Source organism: Vibrio sp. nBUS_14, assembly GCF_051201655.1.
In the GTDB taxonomy this organism is placed as follows: Bacteria; Pseudomonadota; Gammaproteobacteria; order Enterobacterales; family Vibrionaceae; genus Vibrio.
The window spans coordinates 22,176-35,953 of the sequence record NZ_CP179206.1; the positions used below are offsets into that span (position 1 = coordinate 22,176).

Sequence of the window (13,778 nt, forward strand, 5' to 3'; positions counted from 1 at the left end):
TTATTTACCTTCCTTTTCTTCTACAGATCGGCACATTGGGAAGCCAAGCGCTTCACGTGACGCGTAGTACGCTTCTGCAACAGCTTTAGTCAGGTTGCGGATACGAAGGATGTAACGTTGACGCTCTGTTACAGAGATAGCTTTACGCGCATCAAGGATGTTGAATGCGTGACCTGCTTTTAGAATGCGCTCGTAAGCTGGAAGCGGCAGTGGCTTCTCAAGCTCAAGTAGCTCTTTACACTCTTTTTCGCACTGGTCGAAGAAAGTGAATAGGAAATCTACGTCTGCGTGCTCGAAGTTGTACGTTGATTGCTCAACTTCGTTTTGGTGGAAGATGTCACCGTAAGTCACGTTAGAGCCGTCTGGTGCTACGTTCCATACAAGGTCGTAAACAGAGTCTACTTCCTGGATGTACATTGCTAGACGCTCGATACCGTAAGTGATCTCACCCGTTACAGGCTTACACTCAAGGCCGCCAACTTGTTGGAAGTAAGTGAATTGAGTCACTTCCATACCGTTTAGCCATACTTCCCAACCAAGACCCCATGCGCCTAGTGTTGGGTTTTCCCAGTTGTCTTCTACGAAGCGAATATCGTGAACAAGTGGGTCGACACCAAGAACTTCAAGCGAGCCTAAGTACAACTCCTGGATGTTATCTGGAGAAGGTTTTAGAGCTACTTGGAATTGATAGTAGTGCTGCAGGCGGTTCGGGTTTTCACCGTAACGACCATCGGTCGGACGACGAGAAGGTTGAACGTATGCCGTAGACATTGGCTCTGGGCCAAGTGCACGTAGACATGTCATTGGGTGAGAGGTGCCAGCACCTACTTCCATATCTAGTGGTTGAACAATGGTACAACCGTTTTGTGCCCAGTAATCCTGCAGCGCGAGGATCATTCCTGGAAGGTTTTGATATCGTATTTTTGCATAGTCAGGTTCGCGCGATTCTTTTAAATGAATGATAAAAATAACCTCTGAGTATACCGAGATATTGGTAAAGCGAGTAGGGGTAATCTTGTTTAATTAGTGGTCTAAAATGTCGTTTAGTGGATTTTTTTGCCTTTAATGTTTGTTTTTCGGTACAAGTAGATATTTTGATAACTTTGACACTTGTGTTTGAAAGCGTGGGTGATTAAAATCTCGCGGTCTTTGGGGAGTAGCTTACTTATTCATATCCTATTGAATGAGTTCGTCCGTCAACATAATTGATGCAAAATCATCATGGCGTTCGAGGCAACCACCACCTTGGTGGCGCTTAGCAAGACCTTAGACAAGCATCGTGAACCGGGATGGGGCGCGAGGTTTGTCTTTGGTTAAATATAATAATCCTCATCCCAAATGAGCATGTCGTGAGCGTTTTAGCAATTTCAATTACAACTGTCGCCTTAGCCGAGATCGGTGATAAGACTCAGTTGTTATCCCTTTTATTAGCCAGTCGATATCGAAAACCGTTACCTATTATTACGGCTATTTTCTTTGCCACTATCGCCAACCATGCCCTTGCTGCGTGGCTCGGGGTTGTGGTCGCCGATTATTTATCTCCTGAAGTGCTTAAGTGGGTGCTGGTGGTCAGCTTCATTGCGATGGCGGGCTGGATTCTGATCCCTGATAAATTAGACGATGATGCGCAGATCTCGAACCGAGGGCCGTTTGTCGCCAGTTTTATCGCTTTCTTCATTGCTGAGATTGGTGATAAGACCCAGATTGCGACCTCCATTCTAGGAGCTCAATATTCGGATGCTTTAACGTGGGTAATACTCGGTACTACCATTGGTATGTTGCTGGCGAACGTGCCCGTGATGATCATTGGTAAACTATCGGCAGATAAGATGCCACTTGACCTGATTCGCAAGATCACGGCCTCGTTATTCGTGGGTTTGGCTATAGCAGCTGCGTTCTATTAAGCGGTGGTACTGAGTCTCATTATATTCAACCAGTATAGTATTGTGTTGTAGGTCATACTCTTACAGTATTGTGGGGTTTATCGAGCGAATGGACATATAACTTTCAGACTTGTCATGATATTTTAATCTTGTGAGTTAAGCACACGAGGGCATGATTATGTTGACGCGTTATATGGGTATTACTCCACAAAGCCAAAGCTATCTATTTACCTTTGGTCTTGCACTTACACTATTAGGCATGGTGCTGACGGACATGTGGCTACCCATGGTCGCCGGCGCTATGATCATGACTGGACTTGCGGTAGAGGCTTGGATTCGAGTCGCGCATATTATTCCTATGCGAAAAGATATCCGAGAAATTCAGCATCAGCTTGAGCATCTGCAAAAAAATCTAGAAACGAATAGACAAAAAGCCGCTCGTACTCTGAGTTCTGTTTAAGAACATAAGGTACGAGCGGCTTTTTTGATGCTTGAGATTTAGGTGAGGCTTTATGTCTCCAAACCTTTTCTTATCAAATATTGGTAAGGCAAAGCTTCAGTCGCTTGGCCGACTAACTGATGATCCATAAAACGACAAAAGCTCGGAATATCACGAGTTGTCGAAGGGTCGTCAGCTTTTACCAGTAACACATCGCCATCCTGCATGTTTCTAATTGTCTTCCTGACCATCATTACTGGTTCTGGGCAACGCAGGCCTTCAGCTTCTAAAGTGTGGGTTGCCAGTTCAGGTTTGAATGTCATGGTTTGAATCTCTATATCTATCTAACGAGTGAATAATACGTCTGCAGAAAAAATATGCAATAAGTGCTTGGCAAACAGAATCATTTCCTATAACTTAGTTAACAAGTTGATAACAACTTGAAACAAAGGCAACTAGCTAAGGAGTGGCGATGTTGACAGGATTAGATAGATTAACAATTTATTCAGTTCTCTGTTTTATTTCTTTTTGTGCGTTAGTACTAAGCTCATCGACAGAGACCTCTCTAATGCCAATCTTTGGCATAGTAGCAACGATTATAGGTATTTGGGTAGAGATGCGCCGTTGGCAAGGCATAGCCGAGGAGCAAGAGCACTAACCCGGATACAACAAGCAAATCCGATACGACAACATTCCGACACTATCCCCAGATTTTCTTGGGCTTCCCCGCGTAATTGCGGGATTTTTTTTATCTAAAGCATGCTATAAACAACTTAGTGACCAATGATAATTTTATACAGCTAGGTAAGTGGCGTGGAATTAGAAGACATCTATCGTAGAGACCTGAATTTACTGGTCGCCTTAAAGGTATTGATTGAAGAGGGCAGTGTTAGTCAGGCTGCACTTCGTCTTAACCTAAGCCAATCGGCAACCAGCCGAGTATTAGGTCGCTTAAGAGAGCTACTCAACGACCCCTTGTTTACACGCCAAGGTCAGCATCTTATTCCCACCAAAAAAGCACTCGAGATCAGCCAGCGTATTGATCAACCTTTAGAATCATTCCGTCAATTGCTTAGTCCGAGTGATTTCGATCCTTATTATTGTAGCGAGCGTTTTTTGATCGCGACTACTGACTACGCGATGCAAACCATCTTGCCTTATGCGTTACCTAAGATTTATGAGCAAGCACCGAACATCTCTTTGGAGTTTGCATCGCTGCAGCATGAGCATTTGTTTAAGCAACTCAGCACCGAACGTGTCGATATGGCGATTTGTCGTCCGAATGGCAGCATCGCACCACTTCATCAAGAAGTCTTGGGGCCTGTGGGCGTATCTTGCTTGTTATCTAAAAACCACCCATTGGCGGATCAGCCTTTAAGCCTTGAAGATTATGTTTCTTTACCTCACGCGATGATTGCGATCAGTGATGGTGTTAAGGCTTTACTCGATAACGCTTTAGCCAATCAACAACCACGAAAAATGGTGCTGCGCGCTTATCACCTTGAGGCTGCATTAGCGATTGTTGATAGAATGCCATTAGTGATAACTGTACCCGCTGATTTGGCTTATTTGGTGGCAGAGCGTTATGACTTAGTCGTTAAGCCGCTACCATTCGAGTTTATGCCGTTTGATTACTCATTGATCTGGCATTCACGCTGTGATTCTTCTGCCTCGCAACAATGGTTAAGAAGGGTAGTAAAAGACGAATGCGGTGAGTTGATCCAGAAGCGTATTGCGGATGTTGGCTTGGGTTAACTGAGATCTAGCTTTGGTGTACTCGATCCAAATGACAAAAATGCAAAAGGGCTGATTACTATCAGCCCTTTGTTATTCTGGGATATTTAAGGTTCTAGCTGATTACTTAAGCTTTATAACTACGCGACCAGTGATTTGACCGTTAGTGATGTCTTCTGCAGCTTGAATAGCGCCATCTAAAGACACTTCTTTAGTCGCTTGGCCGTAGAAAGAATCAGGTAGTAACTCAGCAAGTTGTTCCCACGCTTTAATACGTTTTTCTCGAGGGCACATTACAGAATCAACACCTTGTAGGCGAACGTTACGCAGAATGAATGGCATTACCGTAGTCGGTAAGTCAAAACCGCCTGCTAGACCACACATCGCTACCGCGCCATTGTAATCAATTTGCGCCAATACTTTCGCAAGTACTTTGCTGCCTACTGTATCGATGGCGCCAGCCCACAGTTGTTTCTCTAGTGGCTTAGCTGGTTCTTCTAGTTCAGCACGCTCTACAATGCGTGTTGCGCCTAGTGATTTAAGTAGTTCACCGTTTGCAGATGCACGACCAGTAACCGCTGCCACTTTGTAGCCCAGTTGGTTTAGTAGAGTGATAGACACACTACCTACGCCACCACTTGCACCAGTTACTAGAATTTCACCGTCTTCTGGCTTGATGCCTGCGTCTACGATAGCTTGCACACAAAGCATTGCTGTGAAGCCTGCTGTACCGATTGCCATTACTTTCTTAGCGTCTAGACCTGCTGGCATTGGCACTAACCAATCACCGTTTAGGCTGGCTTTCTCAGCCATGCCGCCCCAGTGACCTTCACCTACCCCCCAACCCGTTAGAACAACTTCATCGCCTGCTTTGTAGCGTGGGTCATCAGATTGTGAAACCACACCTGAAAGGTCGATACCAGGAACCATAGGGAAGTTACGAACAATACGCCCTTTACCTGTAATCGCCAAACCATCTTTGTAGTTCAAAGAAGAGTAGCTAACATCGATCTTCACGTTACCTTCTGGTAATTGAGACTCTTCAACTTGGGCAACTGACGCGATAGTTTTTTTGTCTTCTTGGTTTAGTACAAGTGCTTTAAACATGATCTGCTCCGTGGAGGAATATTAGGAAACTGAAGTAACTTTAGTTGAATCATCCGAGAAAAAATAATGAAACATCAACATTGAATATATGCGTTTTGTGCATAGATGTCAGTGTTGGTTTTCCTCTCGTTGAGTTCGCTGAACGAATCGATGCATTGTTGAACGTCGAGTAATAAAAAGTGCAGCTATATAAATATAGCTGCACAAAAGATTACCCTTCAAGTATTATAGTCAGTAAACGCTATGGGCGTTCAAATACCGTTGCAATACCTTGGCCTAAACCAATACACATAGTCGCCAAGCCGTATTTCACGTCTTGTGCTTCCATTAGGTTGATTAGGGTTGTCGAGATACGAGAACCAGAACAACCTAGTGGGTGACCGAGTGCAATTGCACCACCGTTAAGGTTAACTTTCTCGTCAACTACATCCAATAGACCGAGATCTTTCGCACATGGAAGAGATTGAGCCGCGAACGCTTCGTTGAGTTCAATAACGCCCATGTCTTCAATGTTCAGACCTGCACGTTTTAACGCTTTTTGAGTCGCCGGTACTGGACCGTAACCCATGATTGAAGGATCGCAGCCTGCGATAGCCATTGACTTCACGCGAGCGCGAATCTTAAGGCCAAGCGCGTTGGCTTTATCTTCACTCATGATCAACATTGCCGATGCACCATCAGACAATGCCGATGAGGTACCTGCTGTTACCGTTCCGTTTGCTGGGTCAAATACAGGACGAAGTTGAGATAGACCTTTAACCGTTGTTTCTGGGCGAATAACTTCATCGTAATCCAGAGTGAAAAGTGAACCGTCTGCCGCGTGAGCTTCTGTTGGTAGGATTTCGTTCTTGAAACGACCTTCTACTGTTGCAGCTTGTGCTCTGGCGTGTGAACGAGCAGCGAAGGCATCTTGGTCTTCACGACTGATGCCATGCATCTTGCCAAGCATCTCAGCCGTTAAGCCCATCATTCCTGCTGCTTTTGCTACGTGCTTAGACATGCCTGGGTGGAAATCGACACCGTGGTTCATAGGTACATGACCCATGTGTTCTACACCACCTATCAAGCAGATTTCCGCATCTCCAACCATGATTGAACGAGCAGCATCATGCAAAGCTTGCATAGATGAACCACATAAACGGTTCACCGTTACTGCACCAATTTCAATCGGTAGGCCAGCAAGCAAAGCAGCGTTACGAGCCACGTTAAAGCCTTGCTCTAGCGTTTGTTGTACACAACCCCAGTAAATGTCTTCAATTTCGACAGGGTCTACTTCTGGGTTGCGCTCTAAAATGCCTTTCATCAAATGTGCCGATAGATCTTCAGCACGAGTGTGACGGAAAGCTCCACCTTTGGAACGTCCCATTGGGGTACGAAGGCAATCAACAACAACTACATTATTCATTTTGCTATTCCTTTTCCAAATGTGGGTTACAGAGAACTGACTTGTTGGCCGTCGTAAAAGCTTTCGCCTTTCGCAGCCATATCAAGCAATAGTTGAGGAACTTGGTACATTGCACCTAAGTCTTGGTAGCTCTTCGCCATATCAACGAAGTTACCAATACCCACACTGTCTAAGTAGCGGAATACGCCGCCTCTGAATGGAGGGAAGCCTAAACCGTAAACCAATGCCATATCCGCTTCTTGCGGTGTCGCGATGATGCCTTCTTCTAAACAAAGCACCACTTCGTTGATCATAGGAATCATCACACGTTGGATAATTGTCTGGTCATCAAAGTCTTGTGGCTGTTGGCATACGTCAGCCAAGATAGGAAGAATGTCTTCAGAGAAGGTTTTCTTCGGGCGACCGCGTTTGTCTACGCTGTACGTGTAGAAACCGCTGCCGTTCTTCTGGCCGTATTTTTCAGCGACGTAAAGTGCATCAATTGCATCACGACCCTCTTTCCCCATACGCTCAGGGAAACCTTGCGCCATTACTGCTTGTGCATGGTGTGCGGTGTCTAAACCAACAACATCTAGCAAGTACGCAGGGCCCATTGGCCAACCGAACTTACGTTCCATCACTTTATCGATCTTCGTGAAGTCAGCGCCGTCACGTAGCAACATGCTGAAACCGCCAAAGTAAGGGAAAAGTACACGGTTAACGAAGAAGCCTGGGCAGTCGTTAACAACGATAGGGGATTTACCCATCTTCGCTGCGTAAGCGACTACGCGATTAATGGTTTCTTCTGAAGTATGTTCGCCACGGATGATCTCAACTAAAGGCATGCGGTGAACGGGGTTAAAGAAGTGCATGCCACAGAAGTTTTCTGGGCGCTTCAAAGATTTCGCTAATAGGTTGATTGGAATCGTTGAGGTGTTTGATGTAAGAACCGTGTCTTCACCCACCAAGCCTTCCACTTCGCTCAGTACCGCTGCTTTTACTTTAGGGTTCTCTACAACCGCTTCCACAATCACATCTGACTGCTCAACACCTGCGTAATGTAGGCTTGGAGTAATAGAAGATAGAATGCCTGCCATCTTGAATCCATCTAGGCGACCGCGCGATAAGCGTTTATTCAACAGCTTAGAAGCTTCGTTCATACCAAGATCAAGCGATGCTTGTGCGATGTCTTTCATCATCACTGGCACGCCTTTCAACGCTGACTGGTAAGCAATACCGCCGCCCATGATGCCAGCACCAAGTACCGCTGCACGTTCAGTCGCTTTGTTGGCAGACTTACCAGCTTGTTTCGCTAGGCCTTTGATGTATTGGTCATTCAGGAATAAGCCAACTAATGCTTTTGCTTCTTCCGATTTTGCTAGTTTAACGAAGTGTTTACGTTCGATGTCTAACGCTGCATCGCGATCGCTGCGCGCTGCTTCTTCAATAGCAATTACCGAAGTGATTGGTGCTGGATAATGAGGCCCTGCTTTTTGAGCCACTAAGCCCTTAGCCATAGTAAAGCTCATCATCGCTTCTAGTTTGCTTAGTGAAAGCGCTGATGTTTTTTGTTTACGACGTAGCTGCCAATCGAGTTTCTCATTGGCTGCTAGAGAAACAGTGTTAATCGCTGATTCTAATAGTTGGTCTGTTTCAACAATCGCATCTAACAAGCCAACTTTAAGTGCTTCATCTGCACGGCATGCTTTGCCTTGCGTGATAATTTCCATTGCACTGTCAGCACCGATAACACGTGGCAGACGCACACAACCACCAAAGCCAGGCATGATGCCAAGTTTGGTTTCTGGTAGGCCTATGCTGGTGGTCTTGTCACCGATACGGAAATCGGTCGCTAAGACACATTCACAGCCGCCGCCAAGGGCATGGCCACGCATCATTGAAAGAGTTGGGACAGGAAGGTCTTCGAGCTTGCTGAAAATTGAATTAGCGAATCTTAACCATTCATCAAGTTCTGCTTCTGGCTTAGCAAATAGGCCAAGAAATTCAGTGATGTCTGCGCCTACGATGAACGCGTCTTTGTTTGAAGTTAAGATTAAACCACGTAATCCAGCGTGAGCATTAAGAGCATCTAACGCTTTATCTAGTGATTCTAAAGTCGCAAGGTCGAGTTTGTTTACAGAGGCCGGAGCACAGAAGCTAAGTTCTGCAATACCATCTTGTAATTCCTTTACCTGTAAGGTGTTAGCTTGGTAAATCATTGTCTATCTCCATGACATACAATCCACGATTGTTTGAGAGAATCTTGTTATCTTTCTATTATTGTAGAATACCTGGTAAGACCAGTTATCTTAGTTTGTACCTCTGCTTGGTGAATTTCAATACATTTTTTAAACAATTGTTTAACATTGTGCGATAGCACAGATCCTCTAACCCTTATTATTCACGCGTGATACACTTCGCCGCTCTGATTAATTAAGTTAACGATATGAATGAACAGCCCTATTTAATACCGTCAGCGTCGGCTCTGTTTGAAGAAGAGATTAAGAAGAGCGTCTTCATTACTCATCTTGCTCATACTCCAAGTGTAGAAGCTGCTAAACAGTTCGTAGAACAGGTAAAAAAAGAGCATTCATCAGCGCGACATAATTGTTGGGGCTTTGCTGCAGGGCGACCTGAAGACTCAATGCAATGGGGCTTTAGTGACGATGGAGAGCCATCTGGTACTGCGGGTAAGCCTATCTTGGCGCAACTGTCTGGTTCTGGTGTTGGTGAACTGACGGCTGTTGTTACTCGTTATTCTGGCGGAATCAAGCTTGGAACGGTTGGCCTAGTAAAGGCTTACGGTGGTGGCGTACAACAAGCTCTCAAGCTGCTTCAAACTATCGAGAAAAAAATAACCACAAAATTACGGCTAGAGTTAGACTATGGCTTTGTGCCAATCGCGCAATCCATTATGGCTCAGCATCAGGCTGTTGAAGTCCAAGCGGATTATGGTGTTCAAGTTGAGCTTATTATTGAAATAGAGCTCCTTCAGGTAGATTCGTTTACCCAAACCATGATCAATAAAAGCGGTGCTAAGGCACTGGTAACGAAAGTCAAAGACAACTAGGAAGTGTGAAGCATTTCGCTTCGTTCAATAGCTCATGCAATTTCGCTCAATTATTCGAATCGTCGGATTATTATTAGCACTTTTTAGTGTATCAATGCTCGCACCTGCGCTCGTCGCACTGATCTATAGAGATGGTGCGGGTGTGCCATTTGTGACGACTTTCTTCGTTCTATTATTTTGTGGAGCAACTTGCTGGTTTCCAAACCGACGCTATAAACATGAATTGAAGGCGCGAGATGGCTTTCTCATTGTGGTGTTGTTCTGGACGGTAATCGGCAGTGCAGGTGCATTACCGTTTTTGATCGCGGATAATCCGAGTGTTTCGGTTACTGACGCCTTTTTTGAATCATTTTCTGCATTAACGACGACAGGTGCAACCGTAATTGTTGGCCTCGATGATCTACCTAAAGCCATTCTATTTTACCGCCAATTCCTGCAATGGTTTGGTGGTATGGGTATCATCGTATTGGCGGTAGCCATCCTTCCTGTTCTGGGTATCGGTGGTATGCAGCTATATCGTGCTGAGATCCCGGGTCCAGTAAAAGACAGCAAGATGACTCCGCGTATTGCTGAAACGGCAAAAGCGCTTTGGTACATCTATTTAAGCTTAACTATTGCTTGTGCGGTCGCGTTTTGGCTTGCTGGTATGAGCTTCTTTGATGCAATCAGTCACAGTTTCTCAACCATTGCTATTGGTGGCTTCTCGACTCACGATGCAAGTATGGGTTACTTCAATAGCCCTGCGATTAACATGATTACGGTCGTGTTCCTTCTTATATCTGCATGTAACTATTCTCTTCACTTTGCGGCATTTGCTTCTGGTGGCGTACATCCTAAATATTACTGGAAAGATCCTGAGTTTCGCGCCTTTATCTTTATTCAAGTCGTCCTGTTCTTAGTTTGTTTCTTATTACTGCTGAATCATCACTCTTACGATTCGTATTATGATGCTTTCGATCAAGCGTTGTTCCAGACAGTATCTATTTCAACAACCGCAGGCTTCACCACCACCGGTTTCTCTGAGTGGCCGTTATTCTTACCTGTGCTGCTTCTGTTCTCTTCTTTTATAGGTGGTTGTGCAGGTTCAACGGGTGGCGGTATGAAAGTTATTCGAATATTACTGCTTACTTTACAGGGTGCTCGTGAAATGAAGCGTCTTGTCCACCCGCGTGCTGTCTATACCATAAAGGTTGGTGGTTCGGCGTTACCACAACGTGTCGTGGATGCGGTTTGGGGCTTCTTTTCTGCATACGCATTGGTTTTTGTGGTTTGCATGTTGGCTCTTATTGCTACGGGGATGGATGAGCTAAGCGCTTTCTCTGCCGTGGCGGCAACATTGAATAACCTTGGTCCTGGTCTTGGCGAGGTCGCAATGCACTTTGGCGATGTTAATGACAAAGCCAAGTGGGTATTGATCGTGTCTATGCTGTTTGGACGTTTAGAAATATTCACCTTATTAATTTTATTGACCCCTACGTTTTGGCGTAGCTAAGGACATATTGTGGCAAAAGCTCTATTTTTGTATTCAAGCCGTGAAGGGCAGACCAAGAAAATCTTGAACTATATAAAAGAAGAAATGAATGGGTTCGAATGTGAGCTTCAAGATTTGCACACTATTGGTAATGTCGACTTTGCTCAGTACGACAGAGTGTTGATTGGTGCATCTATTCGTTATGGTCACCTTAATAAGAAGCTATATCAATTCATTAATGCCAACCTTACTCAGCTGCAATCAAACAAGGTCGCTTTCTTCTGCGTTAACTTAACGGCTCGTAAAGAAGACCAAGGTAAAGATACCCCTGAAGGTAGCGCTTATATTAAGAAGTTTCTTCTCAAGTCACCGTGGCAGCCGACTTTGATCGGTGTATTCGCGGGTGCCCTCTATTACCCACGTTATAATTGGTTCGATAAAACCATGATTCGCTTCATTATGAATATGACAGGCGGAGAAACGGATACAACTAAGGAAGTTGAGTACACGAACTGGGAAAAAGTCTCTTTATTCTCTAAGAAACTGCAAGACATGTAAGAGAAAAGCCTACTTTTGAGGCGTTTTGTGCTCTTTTTAATCGAACGAATAAAAAAACGAGAAAAACTTCAAAAAGGGCTTGCCAGTGTGATCGAAATCTCTATAATGCGACCTCGTTGAAACGGGAAGGCTTCGTAAGAAACCAAAACGAATCAGCAGGTCAAATTAGCCAAGCTAAGCGCTTGAAAAAAGTTTTGAAAATAGTGGTTGACACTAAAACTTAAATCGCTAAAATGGCCGTCCGATTTGAGCGAAGCTCAAAAAGGAAAAGCTCTTTAACAATTTAAACCTATCAATCTGTGTGGGCACTCGTTGATGAATATCAAAACGTTTTATCGTTAGATAAAACAGATTCTTCGGAATCAAATGATTTCAGTGAACTGAGTGACCAATACGTTTAACTACTTGTAGTTAATCGGCACAGTCAATTCATTACCATTCTGTTCCTATTTATTTAAGAAGAGAGGGGTAATAACTTTAGAATTACATGTTCATGTTTACATGAATATTAGTTTTGAAGTCAGTATTCGTTGAGTCACACCTATTAATTTAGGTAATCAAAACTTTAAATTGAAGAGTTTGATCATGGCTCAGATTGAACGCTGGCGGCAGGCCTAACACATGCAAGTCGAGCGGAAACGACACTAACAATCCTTCGGGTGCGTTAATGGGCGTCGAGCGGCGGACGGGTGAGTAATGCCTAGGAAATTGCCTTGATGTGGGGGATAACCATTGGAAACGATGGCTAATACCGCATAATGCCTACGGGCCAAAGAGAGGGACCTTCGGGCCTCTCGCGTCAAGATATGCCTAGGTGGGATTAGCTAGTTGGTGAGGTAATGGCTCACCAAGGCGACGATCCCTAGCTGGTCTGAGAGGATGATCAGCCACACTGGAACTGAGACACGGTCCAGACTCCTACGGGAGGCAGCAGTGGGGAATATTGCACAATGGGCGAAAGCCTGATGCAGCCATGCCGCGTGTATGAAGAAGGCCTTCGGGTTGTAAAGTACTTTCAGTTGTGAGGAAGGGGGTAACGTTAATAGCGTTACCTCTTGACGTTAGCAACAGAAGAAGCACCGGCTAACTCCGTGCCAGCAGCCGCGGTAATACGGAGGGTGCGAGCGTTAATCGGAATTACTGGGCGTAAAGCGCATGCAGGTGGTTCATTAAGTCAGATGTGAAAGCCCGGGGCTCAACCTCGGAACTGCATTTGAAACTGGTGAACTAGAGTGCTGTAGAGGGGGGTAGAATTTCAGGTGTAGCGGTGAAATGCGTAGAGATCTGAAGGAATACCAGTGGCGAAGGCGGCCCCCTGGACAGGCACTGACACTCAGATGCGAAAGCGTGGGGAGCAAACAGGATTAGATACCCTGGTAGTCCACGCCGTAAACGATGTCTACTTGGAGGTTGTGGCCTTGAGCCGTGGCTTTCGGAGCTAACGCGTTAAGTAGACCGCCTGGGGAGTACGGTCGCAAGATTAAAACTCAAATGAATTGACGGGGGCCCGCACAAGCGGTGGAGCATGTGGTTTAATTCGATGCAACGCGAAGAACCTTACCTACTCTTGACATCCAGAGAAGCCAGCGGAGACGCATGTGTGCCTTCGGGAGCTCTGAGACAGGTGCTGCATGGCTGTCGTCAGCTCGTGTTGTGAAATGTTGGGTTAAGTCCCGCAACGAGCGCAACCCTTATCCTTGTTTGCCAGCACGTAATGGTGGGAACTCCAGGGAGACTGCCGGTGACAAACCGGAGGAAGGTGGGGACGACGTCAAGTCATCATGGCCCTTACGAGTAGGGCTACACACGTGCTACAATGGCGCATACAGAGGGCAGCAAGCTAGCGATAGTGAGCGAATCCCAAAAAGTGCGTCGTAGTCCGGATTGGAGTCTGCAACTCGACTCCATGAAGTCGGAATCGCTAGTAATCGTGAATCAGAATGTCACGGTGAATACGTTCCCGGGCCTTGTACACACCGCCCGTCACACCATGGGAGTGGGCTGCAAAAGAAGTGGGTAGTTTAACCTTTCGGGGAGGACGCTCACCACTTTGTGGTTCATGACTGGGGTGAAGTCGTAACAAGGTAGCCCTAGGGGAACCTGGGGCTGGATCACCTCCTTATACGAAGATA

11 protein-coding genes, 1 rRNA gene, 1 pseudogene and 1 riboswitch are annotated in these 13,778 nt (G+C 45.5%); of the genes and pseudogenes, 8 read left to right on the forward strand and 5 right to left on the reverse strand.

Features of this window, described 5'->3' with window-relative positions; genetic code table 11:
* Positions 1–929: pseudogene (glyQ, locus tag ACMAZD_RS00080) on the reverse strand (glycine--tRNA ligase subunit alpha).
* Between the two features lie 210 nt (positions 930–1,139).
* Positions 1,140–1,315: riboswitch (yybP-ykoY riboswitch) on the forward strand.
* Positions 1,316–1,349: 34 nt separating this feature from the next.
* On the opposite strand from glyQ, the gene ACMAZD_RS00085 reads away from it, so the two are divergent.
* Positions 1,350–1,904 (forward strand): TMEM165/GDT1 family protein, encoded by a 555-nt coding sequence (locus ACMAZD_RS00085; RefSeq protein WP_435248099.1) that lies wholly within the window; start codon positions 1,350–1,352, stop codon positions 1,902–1,904.
* A gap of 151 nt (positions 1,905–2,055) precedes the next feature.
* Complete coding sequence (locus ACMAZD_RS00090) at positions 2,056–2,343, forward strand: hypothetical protein (RefSeq protein ID WP_435248100.1); 288 nt, start codon at positions 2,056–2,058, stop codon at positions 2,341–2,343.
* Positions 2,344–2,393: 50 nt separating this feature from the next.
* Here ACMAZD_RS00090 and tusA read toward each other — a convergent pair whose 3' ends face one another.
* A complete protein-coding gene (tusA, locus tag ACMAZD_RS00095) occupies positions 2,394–2,645 on the reverse strand; it encodes a sulfurtransferase TusA (RefSeq protein WP_435248101.1) in 252 nt (83 codons plus the stop codon).
* 149 nt (positions 2,646–2,794) lie between these two features.
* Here tusA and ACMAZD_RS00100 point away from each other — a divergent pair, with 149 nt between their 5' ends.
* Together ACMAZD_RS00100 and ACMAZD_RS00105 are read left to right on the forward strand one after the other, a co-directional pair.
* Complete coding sequence (locus ACMAZD_RS00100) at positions 2,795–2,980, forward strand: hypothetical protein (RefSeq protein ID WP_435248102.1); 186 nt, start codon at positions 2,795–2,797, stop codon at positions 2,978–2,980.
* 155 nt (positions 2,981–3,135) lie between these two features.
* Entirely contained in the window at positions 3,136–4,077 is a 942-nt protein-coding gene (locus ACMAZD_RS00105) for a LysR family transcriptional regulator (protein ID WP_435248103.1), read from the forward strand.
* A gap of 102 nt (positions 4,078–4,179) precedes the next feature.
* Here the strand turns inward: ACMAZD_RS00105 and acuI are convergent, their stop codons facing one another.
* The 3 genes from acuI to fadB form a co-directional block, all read right to left on the reverse strand.
* Positions 4,180–5,163, reverse strand: coding sequence for an acrylyl-CoA reductase (NADPH) (acuI, locus tag ACMAZD_RS00110; RefSeq protein WP_435248104.1), 984 nt, complete (start codon positions 5,161–5,163; stop codon positions 4,180–4,182).
* A 241-nt stretch (positions 5,164–5,404) separates the two neighbouring features.
* Complete coding sequence (gene fadA / locus ACMAZD_RS00115) at positions 5,405–6,568, reverse strand: acetyl-CoA C-acyltransferase FadA (RefSeq protein ID WP_435248105.1); 1,164 nt, start codon at positions 6,566–6,568, stop codon at positions 5,405–5,407.
* Between the two features lie 26 nt (positions 6,569–6,594).
* Positions 6,595–8,766, reverse strand: coding sequence for a fatty acid oxidation complex subunit alpha FadB (fadB, locus tag ACMAZD_RS00120; protein WP_435248106.1), 2,172 nt, complete (start codon positions 8,764–8,766; stop codon positions 6,595–6,597).
* 227 nt (positions 8,767–8,993) lie between these two features.
* On the opposite strand from fadB, the gene ACMAZD_RS00125 reads away from it, so the two are divergent.
* The 4 genes from ACMAZD_RS00125 (at position 8,994) to ACMAZD_RS00140 (ending at position 13,768) form a co-directional block, all read left to right on the forward strand.
* Positions 8,994–9,617 (forward strand): YigZ family protein, encoded by a 624-nt coding sequence (locus ACMAZD_RS00125; protein ID WP_435248107.1) that lies wholly within the window; start codon positions 8,994–8,996, stop codon positions 9,615–9,617.
* Positions 9,618–9,651: 34 nt separating this feature from the next.
* Complete coding sequence (locus tag ACMAZD_RS00130; protein ID WP_012602960.1) at positions 9,652–11,109, forward strand: TrkH family potassium uptake protein; 1,458 nt, start codon at positions 9,652–9,654, stop codon at positions 11,107–11,109.
* Positions 11,110–11,118: 9 nt separating this feature from the next.
* Positions 11,119–11,646: a menaquinone-dependent protoporphyrinogen IX dehydrogenase gene (gene hemG, locus ACMAZD_RS00135; RefSeq protein ID WP_435248108.1), complete on the forward strand. Its 528-nt coding sequence runs from the start codon at positions 11,119–11,121 to the stop codon at positions 11,644–11,646.
* Positions 11,647–12,213: 567 nt separating this feature from the next.
* Positions 12,214–13,768 (forward strand): 16S ribosomal RNA (locus ACMAZD_RS00140).
* Positions 13,769–13,778: the final 10 nt, after the last annotated feature.